Source organism: Polaribacter sejongensis (genome assembly GCF_038024065.1).
GTDB lineage: Bacteria > Bacteroidota > Bacteroidia > Flavobacteriales > Flavobacteriaceae > Polaribacter > Polaribacter sejongensis.
The window spans coordinates 107,735-123,666 of sequence record NZ_CP150667.1; the positions used below are offsets into that span (position 1 = coordinate 107,735).

Sequence of the window (15,932 nt, forward strand, 5' to 3'; positions counted from 1 at the left end):
AAAGCCTAAATAGGATTATAAAATAGCAAAAAATATGCAAGAAATTATAAGGTTTGTAAAAAAAGGTATAAAACCTGAACAATTATTTATGCTAAGTGTGCTCTTAGTAAACGGAGGTAATTATATATATAATTTAGTTTTAGGAAGGGTTTTAGGTCCTGAGAAATTTGCAGATGCTGCTATTTTAATTACTTTTTTATTGGTTTTATCTTTTGTAGCCATGACTTTTCAGTTGGTTACAGCTAAGTTTTCTGTACTTTTTGAGGATAGTATTTTTACTGGTTTTATTTCTAAAATTTATAAAAATGCTTTATTTACAGGAATTATTCTAGGTATTGCAATCATTGTTTTTGCTACACAACTGCAATATTTTTTTAAAACGACTTCTTCTACAATGTTTGTTATTTTTGGAGTTGGTGTACCATTTTACTTTTTAATGAGTGTAAATAGAGGTGTTTTTCAAGGAAAGCAGGAATTAAAATCACTGTCTGTAACTTATCAATCAGAAATGATGAGTAGGTTATTATTAACATTTGCCTTGTTGTATTTTCTAGATATAGATTCTTCATTGATAATTGCTATTGGTATTTTTTTCTCCTTTGTTTTTGGGTTGATTCCTTTTAGAACGAGTAATTTTTCTTTATTCAAACCTTTTAAATTAGACAAAGTCAATAAGAAATTGGTGAAGAAATTTTTTATTATTACGGCATTTTACGAGTTAACTCAAATTATTATAAACAATAGTGACATTTTGCTAGTAAAACATTATTTTGCTTCTTATGAAGCAGGTTTGTATGCTTCTTTAGCTTTAATAGGTAGGGTTGTTTATTTTATTGCTTGGATGTTTGTAATGTTACTTTTACCAACAGTGGTTCAACTTAAAAAAGAAGGAAAAGATACGTTACCTATTTTATTAAAATATGTAGCATATATTGGCTTTATAGCTGCAGCTATTGTAATTAGTTGCTTCTTCTTTCCTAATGAAATTATTAATATTTTATTTGGTAGTGAATACGTGTCTGTAGCCTCATTACTATGGAAATATGCATCTGCAACAGGAATCTTTGCAATTTCAAACATATTTGCATATTATTATTTATCCTTAGACAAATATGTACCCGTTGTTCTGTCTGGTATTTTTGGAATGTTACAAATTGTTTTAGTTGTACTTTTTCATGAAAGTTTAGAACAAGTTGTACATGTGCAAATTATAGCAATGGTTTTATTGTTAATAGTACAACTTAGTTTCTTCTTTTTTAAAGATTCTAAGTCTTCCAAAAAACCAAAAGAAATAACCTAGAAGCAATGTCTATAGTTATTTTCCAATCAACTATATATAATTGCGTTTGAGCAGTCTATTTAATTAAAATTGCTGCAAAATTTTGAAATTTGTAGTACCATAAAAAAAACAATATGAAATTAGCAATCGTAACAGCGTATCCACCAAGTAAAGTAACCTTAAACGAATATGCATATCACTTAGTTAAAAGTTTTAGGTTGAAAGAAAAGGTTACAGAATTAATTCTTTTAACCGATGAAACTCCAGGTGAAAAAGAAATTAATTTTAAAGCAGATGGTTGTAAAATTACGGTAAAAGAATGTTGGCAATTTAATAGCTACGCTAATACGAATAATGTTATAAAAGCAATTAATCAAACAAAGCCAGATGCTGTTTTATTCAACTTGCAATTTATGAAGTTTGGAGACAAGAAAGTGGTTGCTGCTTTGGGGTTGACATTGCCATTAATTTGTAAAGTGAAAGGAATACCTACCATTGTTTTATTACATAATATTTTAGAACAAGTAGATTTAGATAGTGCTGGATTTACCTCTAATAAACTAGCTCAAAAAATATATAATTTTATTGGTACATCCTTAACAAAATTGATCTTAAAAGCAGATTTAGTTGCGGTTACAATGGATAAATATGTAACTACTTTAGTTGATAAATATAAGGTTGATAATGTAAAAATGATTCCTCACGGAACTTTTGAAATTCCAGAAAATCCATCACAAAAATTACCTGAAGGTCCTTTAAAGATTATGACTTTCGGAAAGTTCGGAACCTACAAAAAAGTAGAATCTATGATTGAAGCTGTAGAAATTGTAAGAAAAGAAACAGGTTTAGATTTAGAAATTGTAATTGCTGGTACAGACAACCCAAATGTACCTGGTTATTTAGAGAATGCTCAAGAAACTTACAAACATGTACCACAACTTACGTTTACTGGGTATGTAGAAGAAAATGAAGTAGAACCGTTGTTTACAGAAAGTGCTGTAGTTGTTTTTCCTTATACGTCTACAACCGGAAGTTCTGGAGTATTACACCAAGCAGGAAGTTATGGTAGAGCAGTGGTAATGCCTAATTTAGGAGATTTAGCAACCTTAATTGAAGATGAAGGTTATAGAGGTGAATTTTTTGAACCAGAAAGTGTAACAAGTTTGGCAAATGCAATTAAAGCAATTGTAACAAATGATACCTATAGAATAGAACTTGGTGAAGCAAATTACAAAGCAGCAACGGCGTTCCCTATGTCAAGAATTACAGATATTTATTTAGAAGAATTTGATAAAATAATAGCCAAAAAGAAATCATAATTATTCTTTAGAAATGTATTTATAGGATAATTTTTTTCCCCCTTTATTATTTATAAAACCAAATTTTTTCTGTGGATTAGTTCGCCAAGGCAATCGGCCTAAAACCTCTTTAGGAACCACATCAAAATCATATAAAGTCCATGACATAAAAGGAACAGAGTTCTTTGTCAGGACTTTTTGTATTTCTTTATAATAGTTAGCTTGTTTTTCTTCAGAACCAACAAAAGGCCTCCAAAAACCGCCGTAAGACGATAGTCCAAACTCTTGTAATACAATAGGTTTGTCTTTTATTTCTTCTTTTAAGGCTAAATATTCATCCTCAAAATTAAGTAAGTCTTCATAATAGTGAAAAGAAACAACATCTACTTTGTCTTTTAAAATAGTGGCACTTTTGGTGTTAGACCAACCAATGGTTACGGGATGTTTTTTATCAATATTTTTTATCAAAATAATCATAAAATCTAACCAAGCGGTTACATTTTCTTTACCTCTAGAGTTAAAATCTAAATTAGGTTCATTTTTTACGTCCCAAGCTAAAATAGCTTCATGCTCTTTAAAAGTTTCTACAATTTTTTCTGCATGCCTTTGGTTCAATGTCCAGTCTAAAACATCATAATTTCCATAAAAATCAAACAAAGTAACCACAACTTTTAGGTTCTCTGCTAATGCGGTGTCTAATACTTTTTTTAGTTTTTCTAGTTTCTCTGGTTTTACATTTGCTTTACCAAAATCTTCATAAGGCACAAAAATTCGAATAGAATTTAATGCTGCCTCTTTTATAATTTTAAAATCGTTTTTTATAATATCAATATCAAATTCATCACCGTACATATTCCATGGGGTTGCTTGTGGGTAATAATTGATCCCTTTAATATCTGCAAATTCTAAAGATCTTTTTACAGGAGTATTTTTAAAATTTTCCGAAGCTTCTTTTACCATGTGTCTTACGCGCCAAAATCCATCTTCTAATAATAATACATATTTATAAGAAGTAACTTCCGTAGTTTCTAAGATTAACTTTTCATCTTTAAAAACCTTTTTATATTCGATTGCATTGGTGTCTTTTAAAACAATTAATTGTCCGTCTTCACTAAAAAACTCGATGTCTAAATTATGTTCTAATGTGGTAGCTTCTATAGACGTTTTGTTGAGTTTGTTGTAATCTAAATTGGCATAAATATTTTTTCTTGCACTTTTGGTAAAATAATCTTCTATACCAACTCTTGTGTTTGTTTTGTAAGCAATTTGCTTTACATACCAAGCATCTAAATAATCGTTTTGCACGGCAGCAATTTTTTGAGCACTTATTTTTCTGCCTTCATTACCATCATCTTTCCATGTTACTTTAGGTAAGTATTGTTCTACTTTTTTAACTTCTGTATGCAACATTTTGCTTCTATCTGCACCAGTGTTTAAAAAACTGTATAAAGAGCTTACCAAGAATAAAAGAACGGCAATTATTGCTAGGTAAGTTAGCATTAACACTCCTCTAAGAATTTGTTTATTTCTTTTTACCATAACTTAATACTTTTAAAATCTTTTTTAAGACCCGCAGTTTCAATACTAAAATCGTAAACATCATTTTCAAAAATATTAGGATCTAAGTAAAAAATGGCTATCCCGTTTAAAGACTCATTATATTTTTCTTTGATAAGTACGTTGTTTTTATAAATAGATAGTTTTACAGATAAACCATCTGGAATGATTTGATTCATAAAACTTTTTAATGGACCAATTTTAATACTTCTATTCTTGTCTAAAAAGGAAACGATATAATCTTCAACAACTTTTTTATACTTTACTGTTATTGTGTTGCTTTCTGCAATGCCAATAAAATAGGCTTGCACCTTCCAAGTATCTTCAAAATCTGGATGTATAATTTTTGCGTGTGCGACTCCGTTTACAGTAGTACCAGCAGTTTTTAAAATATTTCCTTTTTTATTCGTAATGTAAAATTCAATATAACTACCATCGCTAATAATATTTTTATTTTTGTCTTTTATTGTTGACGTAAAAAAAGTTGTTATTTGATTTCCATCTGCATACTCATGATTTCTACGAAGATAAAGTTTAAAGTTAGTAGCAATTGCTGGCATTACATTTACATCAAATTCTTTAGAATTTAAACCGAAAGATTCAGAGGAAATAATCATTCTACCATTTTTTTTAGGAGCATAAATATTTTTATGACCAATTAGCTTATCTGTAAAAATAGCTTCAGTTTTTTCAGATTTTAGAAATTGATACTTTACACCCACCTTACTATTATTCGGTATAGGATTGTCTAAGCTATCTGTTGGTATTACCACTAACATTGTGTAATCGGTATCACCTGCATCTATACTTGGCGGGCCTAAATAAGTTTCTATGGATGTTGGTTCTTGCAGAGGTGAAATAGAAATGTTCCCTGAAATTATGGTATCTGTTTGTGTGGTTTTCCAAGAAAGTATTCCTCTTTTTCTTGTTAAAAAATCGGGGATTTTAAATGTAACTTTTTTATTGATACTTTTAGATTCTATTAATGTAGCACCATAACTGTTAGAACAATATAATTGAAATGTGGTATCTTTTTTAACTTTAAAATCGAGTGAAATTTTATCACCAACTATATAATTTGCTTTTGTTGATACTAATAAAATAGCAGGTTTTTTAGTTATTGTTTCTTGTGCAAAAAAAGAAACAATAACTAATTGAAAAAGAAGTAGAAAAAATACTTGTTTTAATTTCATTATTTAGGATTACCGATATACATACTTAATTCTATTCTAACATAACTAAAAAGTGGATGAATTACTTTTTGTAGTTTACCAATAGTATGGTTTTTTATTCTATTTGGCATTATTTTAGAAGCAATATCTTTATTTGGTAAACCGTTTACAAAGCAAAAATCCATATTTTTACTTATTGTTTTAATGGTTGGGTTTAGAGGAATAGCATAGTTAAAACGAATTTTTCTTTCTTGTCGTATCCCTTCTTTTAAAAATAAATTATCCACCCAAATCATTTCCTTATCCTTGTTATAAAATGTAATAATTAATTGAGGAACCGTAATTTCTTGAATTCCACTATTAAATAAAGTTCCGCTTATGCTAGTTGGTTTTATATTTACTTCACTTAAAACAATATCCTTAAACAAGTCCGAATTTGTAGTATTTCCTGCAGCTTGTAAGTTAAATTTAGTTGGTTGCTCACTGAGTTCTACAGGCGTAAATTCGTCTGGATTAAAAGTTTTAGGAATAGAATCTTTTGTTTTAGACCAAGCAATACCCTCAAAATTAATTCTAAAAGCACTAATCTCTTTTGGCATTAATTTGTGTTTTAAAATGTGTTTTGCATTATAAGTAGCCAATTCTTTATTCTCATCATTATAAAGTGTCCCTTTTAAGACTACGTCTGATGGAACATTATCTATATTTTGTACTTCTCCAATAATAGCATAACGTTTGTTAAACTTTATTAGTTTAGCAGAAACAATTTCTAAAACAGGTTGTTTTAAAACATCTTCGTGATGGGTTTGTTCTGTGGTAATTCTTCTTCTTCCTTGATTAAAATAACCTGTAGAATTCTTAGAATATAATTGATCTGGTGGTAAATCTATCGATTTTCTTGTTGGTTTTAAATACCACTTACTGTTTCTTTTAACAGTTGTTTTAAATTCAGTTTTTGATAATTTTTCTAATGGAGTAATCCATTTTGTTTCTACCTTTAATGTGGCCAAACTATCTGTCTGCTTTATAATCTCTGTGGTTATAGCATCTAACTTTGCATAGGAACTTAACAAACCATCTGTAACAGATATCTCTAATAAATATTGTGCTCTTGTAAGCTCATCTTTTGGATCTATGTAGGTATAACTTTTATTCAACTCTTTAAAATCGACAGCGTCATAATAAGCTTTTACTACATTTTCTGGAGATCTTTGTGTATCGTTTTTAATATAAAACATATAGCACGCATAACCAATTGTGATTATTAAAATAACTGCCCAGATATGAAATGCTTTTAATACAATTCTAGGAAACTTATTGTAATCAACTTTAAATTTAAAGTAAACAGGAACAGCTTTAAATTTTGTTTTTAAACTATGAACAAATAACGACTGTATATTTAAAATAAATGCAATAAGTACAGTTAAAAAAGGAATGATCCCCCAAATTATTTTTACCCAAGCAGGTACATCTTCTTTGGGTAAAATAGATGAAATAGGAGGTACGTTTAATTTTTCCCAAACCATAATACCGTTTTCTAATTGTGATAAACGCTGCCATCCGCAGAAAAATAATACAGGATCATAAAATTTATCATTAGAAAAAATATATTTTAAATTATATTTTTCAGGTGTGGTTAAAAATTGTTGCAAAGAACCAATACCAGCAACTCCTTTAAACTTTGAGTTTTCTAAACGTTCTATAGGTCTTGTTGTTAGTTCGGGTAAGCGCCTCGCGGAATGATAATTACCATCTACACTCATTGCGTTTGTCTGGGCTGCTAACCACGCCATTTGATCTCCAAAACCCAACGTTAAATACCTCCAATGATCATGAGAATCTTGACTTAGAAAGTTTACAATAGGAAGCATTTTTATCTTTTGAGGTTGAGAAGGTCTAAAATATCCCAAACTCATGGTGAAAATTACCATAGAAACATAAAAAGCGGCCAATAGTCCTCCTAATAAACGGTGATAAACGGCACCAAATCGTTCTTGTATTAGAACTTTTAAATCTCCTTCTACAAACCTATAGATAAACTCTCCAAATATAGGAATAGACATGATTGAACCCCAAAGTGTAAACCTATCTAAGGTTAAAATATTAAAGGCCGTTTCACCTAAAATCATTTTAGGTATTGGTGTTGTGCCACCTGTTCCCAAAATAACTAACATGGTAAAAGACAATCCGAAAAATAAATATCTTTTACTAAAGTATCTGTAAAATATATAAGGAAAAATGAATAATAAAATTCCCCATGGAATTGTAAAAAATACCAAACCAGAAGATGTAACATCTATAAAGCTATCTCTAGATCCATGAGGAATAGGTACTTGTGTTATTGGGTTTAATTTTGAATTCATCCAATAGGGAAAAATACAAAATATTATAAGGAATAGTGAAGAGAACCCAAATGCAAGGTTTTTCTTCAATTGTTTCATAAATGTTTTTAGAAATAAAGATAAAGTAACTTCTTTATAAGAGTTAACTTCTTCTCTAGCAACATCCATAATAACCGTTCCTATTAAAGGAAATATAAAAAATAACATTCCAAAGATAGGAGTAACATGATGAGAGGTAACGGTAACAGCGATTAAGGAAAGAGAAGTAAAGAAAAATTTATATTTTCCTGTTTTAAGCCATAGGTATATTTCGGGTAACGAATGCATTAAAACAGAAACACCTATAATACTGGGTAATTGACCAAAAATATGCAAAGTCTCTACAAAAGAAGAAGAAAAAACAGCTAAAATAGCAGCATAACCGGCAACAGTTCTATTAGATGTTATTAATAAAGAATACCTGTAAGCTCCAGTAACAAATAGAACAATGGCTATCATAGCCACTGTAAACATTCCAAATTTTAAGCCTCCTATTAACGATAAAGCTCCAATTGTTTGATGCACCAATGGAGGATAACTCTGCACCGTAAAGCCTGTATACCATTTATAATTCCAGGGTTCAAACCAACTAGTTGCATAATGATCTGCAAAAAATAAATGAATTAAAGCGTCATAGGTAGTTTCTAATGTAAAGAAAATAGTAGAACCATGAAAAAGAACTGCCAATAGAATTGCAGTAATTAAGTATTTATTAGATTTTTCTTTCATTAATAGATCTCTGACTTATAATCATGTAAAGGTAAAAATTTTAAACTTAGTTTTTTTTATTTGTCTAAAGTAACTTACCTTTCATCCTAATTAATCAACCTTTAAAGATCTTATTATAGAATAAAAATAAAACAAAAGTATTTTTGAGGTGTAAATAAGTAATATAAAAATATCGTTATGAGAATTTTAGCTATTGATGATCAAAAATTAGTTCTAATACCTTTAGAAAGTAGGTTAAAAGAAATGGGGTATGAAGTATTAACAGAAACAGATGCTTTAAAAGGAATTGAATTGTACAATTCTTTTAAACCAGATTTAGTGATTGTTGATATTAATATGCCAACTATTTCTGGTTTAGAGGTTGTAAAGCATATTAGAGAAGTTAAAAAATCTAATACACCAATTATGATTTTATCTGGTAATACAGATGATGACATGATTACAAAAGGCTTTGATTTAGGTGTAAATGATTATATGAAAAAACCTCTAAGTTTAACAGAGGTTGGGTTAAGAACAAAAAGATTAATTGGCCTTCCAGAAAATACAGATACTACAAAAAAATATAAGAACACTATTATACAACAAAGATGTGTTGGTGTTGTAATACCTTGTTATAATGAAGAAGAAAGATTGCTAAGCAAAGAATTTACAGATTATATAGATAAAAATACCGGATATCATTTATGTTTTGTAAATGATGGAAGTAAAGATAAAACTTTAGAAGTTTTACATAAGTTAAGAAAAGGTAGAGAAGACTTTATTACTGTTTATGATTGTGAAAAAAATGGAGGTAAAGCAGAAGCTGTTAGGCAAGGCATGTTATATATGGCTAAGCAAGAAGATTTAGATTATATAGGGTTTTTAGATGCAGATTTATCAACAGATTTAGCTGATTTTGATGATTTAGTTTCAACTATTGAAAAATCTAATTATAAGATTGTAAGTGGTTCTAGAATTAGTAGAATGGGCGCAAATATTACGAAAGAATCAGCAAGAAAGATTATTAGTTTGACTATAAACTATATCATTAGAAAAATTCTTTCTATGGACTTTAAAGATACCCAATGTGGTGCTAAAATTTTTCATAAAGATGTAATAGATATTTCTTTTAAAGAAAAATTTGTTACCCAATGGATTTTTGATGTTGAAATTTTTAGAAGAATAACACTGCATTTTGGATTAAAAAAAGCAAAAGAAATATTATGTGAACAGCCATTAAAAAGATGGATTCATGCTGATGGCTCTAAACTATCAATGAAAGATTCTGTTAAAATAGTTGGTCAACTAGGGCAAATTGCTTGGCATTATAGAAGTGGGAAAAAAGATCATAAAAGCACTGTTGTAGCATAATCTATTTGATCGAAAAAAATATGAAAAAAGGAATCATAATAATATGTAATAAGAATGACCTTGATATTTTAAAGGAAATCCGTTTTAAATCACTTTTTAATAAAGAGTTTAAAATATGTATCGTTAATAATGGTAACAATAATAAAATATTAAATTTCTTACTTAAGTTAAATGAATCTTCTAAATTTGACATTTCTATTTTAAACTTGAGAAAAGAAAAGGCTTTGAAGTTAGCAATGAAAGCAGGGGTGCGGTTTTTGTCTAACTTATATGATGTTCAGTTATTTGTGCATACGACCCCAAAAAGTGTTTTTAAAAACAATTTAAAAAAGAAATTAGAAAGTATTAAGGATGAAAATTTCATAAATAAAAAAAATGAAAGGGTTTTGTTGCGAAGCGTGTATTCGCTAAACGAAATTACTAGTTGAAAAAATATATATAATGAAAAACTTAGACAACAAACTACTTAGAATTGAAGGTAAAGTGCAAAATTATGATTGGGGAGGAGAAAGCTTCATTCCTAATTTAGTTTCAGAAACGATAAAGCCAAACACTACATATGCAGAATATTGGTTAGGAGCACATTTAAAAGCACCTTCAAAAGTTATTACTGAGGAAGGTAGTGTTTCATTAGATGAGTTTTTAGCACAAAATATAACAGAAAATTTAGGAGCTGAAGTTGCAAAAGACTTTGGTAAACTACCATATTTATTCAAAGTTTTAGATGTAAGTAAAATGCTATCTATTCAAGTACACCCAAGTATTGCTGCTGCTAAAATAGGGTACAAAAAAGAAAATGAACAAGGAATTCCTTTAACTGCCGATAATAGAAATTATAAAGACGAAAATCACAAGCCAGAAATAATGGTGGCTTTAACTGATTTTTGGCTCTTGCATGGGTTTTTAGAAAGTGAAAAACTAGCAAAAAACTTAAAAGAAACTTTAGAGTTAAGTTTCTTGTTAAATACCTTCTTAGAAGAAGGTTATTTAGGGCTTTATAAAAAAGTGATGGAATACTCACAAGAAGAAGTAAATACAATTTTGAGACCTTTGGTAAAAAGAATTCTTCCAAAATTTGTAAATAATGAATTAGAAAAATCTTCACCAGCATATTGGGCAGCCAAATCATTAAATAATAAAGATTCTGAAGACATTGACAAAGGTATTTTTTCTATTTACTTTTTTAATATTTTAAATTTAAGCAGAGGAGAAGCAATTTTTCAAGATGCAGGTGTGCCACATGCTTATTTAGAAGGTGTAAACATGGAGTTAATGGCAAATTCAGATAATGTGTTAAGAGCCGGATTAACTAGCAAACACATAGATGTTGAAGAGCTTATAAAAAATACAAAATTCGAAGAAACGATTCCTATTATTTTATTCGGTGAGGAAAATAAAGAGAATGGAGAAGTTGTTTTTAAAACTAAAGCTAAAGACTTCGAATTAAGTAAAATTGAATTGACAAAAACAGTATCTCATTCTTCAACTTCAAATTCTGTAGAGATATTAATGGCTTTAAAAGGAGCTGCTACTGTTTTTCAGAATAATGAAACTATCTCTTTAGATAAAGGGCAGTCTGTACTTATAAAAGCGAATACAACGTATAAAATTACTACAGATTCTGAGGTTGAAATTTATAAGGCAAGTGTTCCAAAATAAATTTATAAACTAATTTAAAATTGTTTTAGAGTGCTTTACTCTAAAACAATTTTCTGATCCTAAGAATTTAGGATCTCCTGCTTCTTCAGACCAAAAACCTTCTAAAATATCTTTGCTTAGGCATTTGTAAACCACCACTCCTTTATAAATTGCATCTTCAAACCCAACATATTTAAAGTTGATAACGAGAATGTTATTCTTAAAAAAACCGATTCCTGTTTGTTCTTGAGATTCACTAATATTCCATTTGGCAACAATTCTGTCATTTTCATCTAAAGTTAGGTGAAGTTCTCCTTTATACGAATTTTCATCTACATCTTGGTTGCTACCAATAATAGAATATGTACCAACTAAATCTTGAATTGTCATTTTTTTGAACGGTTTAGACTTTTAAGTTTACAATAATAAGCTATTTTATAACTTCATAATTAATTTTACTGTTTTTAAAAGACTATTTTATGGTTATAAAATATTAGTTGATAAAAAAAATAAACCATGGTAATTCTCGAACAAGACGCTTATTTAGCTTAGAAATTTAAATTAGAAGTCAGTATAATTATTTTAAATTAAAGAGAAGTACTGTTTAAACAAACGAAGTTTAAAGTTTGATATACATAAAAAAATAAATATAATTAAAAGTTAAGTTTTTATTCTTTAATTTTATCAGAATAAGAAAAAAGACCAATATAGATAAGTTCACAATACATAAACATAAAATTAAGATAAAAATATGTCTCAAACATTATTTGATATTACAGGAAAAGTAGCTTTAGTTACAGGTTCTACACATGGTTTAGGAATGGCAATGGCTATGGGCTTAGGGAGAGCAGGTGCTACTATTGTTGTGAATGGAAATTCATCACAAGAAAAAGTAGACAATGCCGTTGCTGAATATAAAAAAGAAGGAATTACAGCTTTTGGTTATCAATTTAATGTTGCAGATGAAGATCAAGTTATTGCTGCCGTTAAAAAAATAGAAAAAGAAGTTGGTGTCATTGATATTTTAGTAAATAATGCCGGAATTATTAAAAGAACTCCTTTGGTAGATATGGAAGTTGCAGATTTTAAGCAAGTAGTAGATATCGACTTGGTGAGTCCTTTTATTGTTTCTAAACACGTAGTTCGTGGAATGATGGAAAGAAAATCTGGTAAAATTATTAATATTTGTTCTATGATGAGCGAGTTGGGGAGAAATACTGTTGGGGCTTATGCTGCAGCAAAAGGAGGCTTAGTTATGTTAACTAAAAACATGGCGACTGAGTGGGCGCGTTTTAATATTCAAATAAACGGTATTGGTCCAGGGTATTTTGCAACTTCACAAACAGCCCCAATTAGAGTGGAAGGGCATCCTTTTAACGATTTTATTGTAAACAGAACTCCTGCAAAAAAATGGGGAGATCCTAATGATTTGGCTGGAGCAGCAATTTTCTTATCATCTAAAGCAAGCGATTTTGTAAACGGACATATTTTATATGTTGATGGTGGAATTTTGGCAACCATAGGAAAACCATTAAACGAAGAGTAAAAAAAAAGATATAATAAGCTTAAAAAAATAGAATTATTTTTAACACAAGCATATAATTGAGCTTAAGGTAATTGGATTGCTATATTGTTTATTAGTGAGGTTTATTATCAAAATAAAAACCATACAGGTTATTGATTTTAGTCTTGTTTAATGATATTTAATGTAATTTAGTAACCAAACATATTGTTACAAGTTATGTATAGATTTTTATTTATATTTTTTTTTATTAATGTTGTTGGATTTGCACAAGAATTACCTCCAATTAAAATTTTTACAGCAGAAGATTATAAAGGTCAAAATCAGAATTGGGGAATAGCGCAGTCTGAAGATAATTTAATATATGTAGCTAATAATGGTGGGCTTCTCGAATATAATGGAGAACAGTGGCAACTATATACGCATATTTCAAACCCCATTTTAAGATCTGTAAAAGTTAAAGACAAAATAATTTATTCAGGTTCTTTTATGGATTTTGGCTTTTGGGAAAAAAATGAAAAAGGACAATTAGAATACAGCTCATTAGTAGAAAAGTTATCAATAAAATTAAAAGAAGGAGAAGAATTCTGGGATGTCAAATTTTATCAAAATTGGATTCTTTTTAAATCCAATACAAGAATTTATTTTTTGAATACCGTTTCTAAAGAGGTTAAAATAATAGAATCTAAAGAAATTATTTCTGGACTTTTTGTATCAAATAATACCATTTTTTTTCAAAAAAAGAATGTAGGTTTATTTTCTGTCCAAAATGGAGAAGAAAAAGTTTTCTCAAACGATGCTTTTTTTAAGGATAATAAAATTATTAATTGTTTTTATCATAATAAAGAATTGCTTTTTTTATCCAAAGAAAAAGGTTTTGTTACGGTAAAGGAAACAGGTGTTACACAAGTAAAAACGGATTTAAATAAACACAGTTTTTTAATTTTTAGTGCCATTCAATTAGAGGATAAAAGTTTCTTGCTTGGTACAATTTCTAATGGTATTATTTTTCTGAGTGAAAATGGGGAAATTACGTCTACTATAAATCGAAAAAAAGGATTAAGTAACAATACTGCACTTTCTTTATTTCAAGATAATTCTCATAATATTTGGGTTGGTTTAGATAACGGTATAAATTACTTAAATGTATCATCAGCATTTAAAATTTTTGAAGATGAAGATGGCGCTTTAGGAACTATTTATACTTCTTTGTTTTTTGATAATCAACTTTATTTGGGGACCAATCAGGGATTGTTTTTTAAAGATAAAAATTTAAAGTTTAAGTTAATTGAAAATACAGAAGGTCAAGTTTGGTTTTTGAAAGAAATTGAAGGAAATCTTTTCTGTGGACATGATAAAGGAACGTTTGTTATTAAAAATAAAAAGATAATAAGTGCTATAACTAAAGAACTTGGTACTTGGAATATAAAAGAAGTACCAAACAATAAGGATATTCTTATTCAAGGTGGTTATGACGGTTTATCTATTTTAGAAAAAGATAATGAGAGCTGGCAGTTTAAAAATAAAATTGATGGATTCGATATTTCTAGTCGGTTTTATGAGTTTTATAACGATAAATTATATGTAAATCATGAGTTGAAAGGGTTCTATGAACTAGAAATTGATGAAAGCTATACTAAAGTGCTCAAAAAAAAGAAAATAAACATTCCTCAAATAGGGTATGGGTCTAATGTTTTTTCTTTTGGTAATGATTTATTTTACTCATCTTCAGTAGGAATATATAAAAAACAAACTGATGGTAGTTTTAAAGTAGATTCTTTGTTTTCAAAAAAAATAAATGATTTAGAGAATATTACAACGATAAGAAAATTAGCGGAACAAAAGAACACGTTGTATAGTTTTTCTAATAATAATATACTTCTTATAACCTCTAATAGTATTAGTTTAAGCCCGCAAGTAAAAGCAATTCCTATTGCTGGTAGCATCAGAAATAATGTTTTAGGTTTCGAGAACTTAACACAAATTAGTGCAGATAATTATTTAATAGGTACTTCTCACGGGTATTTACTCTTAAATGATGCTCTTGTAAAAAAAGAAAAGAACGTAACTATTTCCCTTCAACATGTACTTGTAAATAAGATAGATGGTGTAAAAACGGCCCTTTCATTGACAGAAGCACCAGTGTTAGAGAATAAGCACAACAATATAGAATTTTCATATAGTATTTCTAAGTATGATAAAATGATAAAAAACGAATATCAATATCGATTAGAAGGACTGTCTAACAACTGGTCCGATTGGACGGAGAATTCATCTCAATTATATGAGAACCTACCTTATGGAGACTATGTTTTTCAGGTAAGAGGAAAATATGGAAATCAGATAGCAGACATTAAATCTTTTAACTTTTCTATCAAACGCCCTTTTTATTTAAGTAATCTATACATCGTATTTTATGTAATAGCTGTTTTATTCATTATTGTTTTGATAAATATTTATTATAGAAGAAGGTATAAACTTAAAAGTAAATCTCTATTAGAGAAAGCACAAAAAGAATTAAAGTTAAAAGAATTAGAGAGTGCTCAAATAATAATGAAACTTAATAATGATAAGTTAAGAGTAGACATAGAGAGTAAAAGTAGAGAGTTGGCAAGTTCTACAATGAACATTATAAAGAAGAATGATTTTTTAAATACTATTAAAACTGAATTGGCAAACAGTGAGAATAAAGATATCTCAAAAGTAGTTAAGATTATTGATAAGAACTTAAACAATACAGATGATTGGAAAATGTTTCAAGAAGCATTTAACAATGCTGATAAAAACTTTCTAAAAAAAGTAAAGGACAAACATACAAGTTTAACACCAAACGATTTAAGACTTTGTGCTTATCTAAGGTTAAACCTATCTTCTAAAGAAATAGCTCCTTTATTAAACATTTCTCCTAGAAGTGTTGAGGTTAAAAGATACCGATTAAGAAAAAAAATGGGTTTACCTCATGATGAGAACTTAACAAACTACATTTTGGAGATTTAATACCCAAAC

11 protein-coding genes are annotated in these 15,932 nt (G+C 28.7%); 7 read left to right on the forward strand and 4 right to left on the reverse strand.

The features are described 5' to 3' along the window. Positions 1-34: 34 nt before the first annotated feature. Both WHD08_RS00445 and WHD08_RS00450 read left to right on the forward strand, forming a co-directional pair. Entirely contained in the window at positions 35-1,300 is a 1,266-nt protein-coding gene (locus WHD08_RS00445; RefSeq protein WP_208889676.1) for an oligosaccharide flippase family protein, read from the forward strand. A gap of 113 nt (positions 1,301-1,413) precedes the next feature. Then, on the forward strand, positions 1,414-2,598 hold the full coding sequence (locus tag WHD08_RS00450; RefSeq protein ID WP_208889675.1) for a glycosyltransferase: 1,185 nt from the start codon (positions 1,414-1,416) through the stop codon (positions 2,596-2,598). Here WHD08_RS00450 and WHD08_RS00455 read toward each other — a convergent pair whose 3' ends face one another. From WHD08_RS00455 to WHD08_RS00465, 3 genes are read right to left on the reverse strand one after another with little or no spacing between them, the layout of a single operon-like run. After that, positions 2,599-4,116, reverse strand: a complete 1,518-nt coding sequence (locus tag WHD08_RS00455; RefSeq protein WP_208889674.1) for a glycoside hydrolase family 2 TIM barrel-domain containing protein — start codon at positions 4,114-4,116, stop codon at positions 2,599-2,601. It lies immediately after the preceding gene. Then, the gene (locus tag WHD08_RS00460; protein ID WP_208889673.1) at positions 4,110-5,327 is read right to left on the reverse strand and encodes a hypothetical protein; all 1,218 of its coding nucleotides are present in this window, start codon (positions 5,325-5,327) and stop codon (positions 4,110-4,112) included. Before WHD08_RS00460 ends, WHD08_RS00455 begins: the two co-directional genes overlap by 7 nt. Continuing rightward, complete coding sequence (locus WHD08_RS00465; protein WP_208889672.1) at positions 5,327-8,416, reverse strand: hypothetical protein; 3,090 nt, start codon at positions 8,414-8,416, stop codon at positions 5,327-5,329. Before WHD08_RS00465 ends, WHD08_RS00460 begins: the two co-directional genes overlap by 1 nt. Positions 8,417-8,593: 177 nt before the next feature. Between WHD08_RS00465 and WHD08_RS00470 the strand changes: the two genes are divergently transcribed. Genes WHD08_RS00470 through manA form a run of 3 tightly spaced genes read left to right on the forward strand, consistent with a single transcriptional unit; the run spans position 8,594 to position 11,425 of the window. Further along, complete coding sequence (locus WHD08_RS00470) at positions 8,594-9,766, forward strand: response regulator (RefSeq protein ID WP_208889671.1); 1,173 nt, start codon at positions 8,594-8,596, stop codon at positions 9,764-9,766. A gap of 20 nt (positions 9,767-9,786) precedes the next feature. Further along, positions 9,787-10,194 (forward strand): hypothetical protein, encoded by a 408-nt coding sequence (locus WHD08_RS00475; protein WP_208889670.1) that lies wholly within the window; start codon positions 9,787-9,789, stop codon positions 10,192-10,194. A 13-nt stretch (positions 10,195-10,207) separates the two neighbouring features. After that, the gene (manA, locus tag WHD08_RS00480; RefSeq protein WP_165730686.1) at positions 10,208-11,425 is read left to right on the forward strand and encodes a mannose-6-phosphate isomerase, class I; all 1,218 of its coding nucleotides are present in this window, start codon (positions 10,208-10,210) and stop codon (positions 11,423-11,425) included. Positions 11,426-11,434: 9 nt separating this feature from the next. Here the strand turns inward: manA and WHD08_RS00485 are convergent, their stop codons facing one another. Beyond that, entirely contained in the window at positions 11,435-11,794 is a 360-nt protein-coding gene (locus WHD08_RS00485) for a hypothetical protein (protein ID WP_208889669.1), read from the reverse strand. A gap of 361 nt (positions 11,795-12,155) precedes the next feature. Here WHD08_RS00485 and WHD08_RS00490 point away from each other — a divergent pair, with 361 nt between their 5' ends. Next, a complete protein-coding gene (locus WHD08_RS00490; RefSeq protein WP_208889668.1) occupies positions 12,156-12,950 on the forward strand; it encodes a gluconate 5-dehydrogenase in 795 nt (264 codons plus the stop codon). 195 nt (positions 12,951-13,145) lie between these two features. Then, positions 13,146-15,923: a helix-turn-helix and ligand-binding sensor domain-containing protein gene (locus WHD08_RS00495; RefSeq protein WP_208889667.1), complete on the forward strand. Its 2,778-nt coding sequence runs from the start codon at positions 13,146-13,148 to the stop codon at positions 15,921-15,923. Positions 15,924-15,932: the final 9 nt, after the last annotated feature.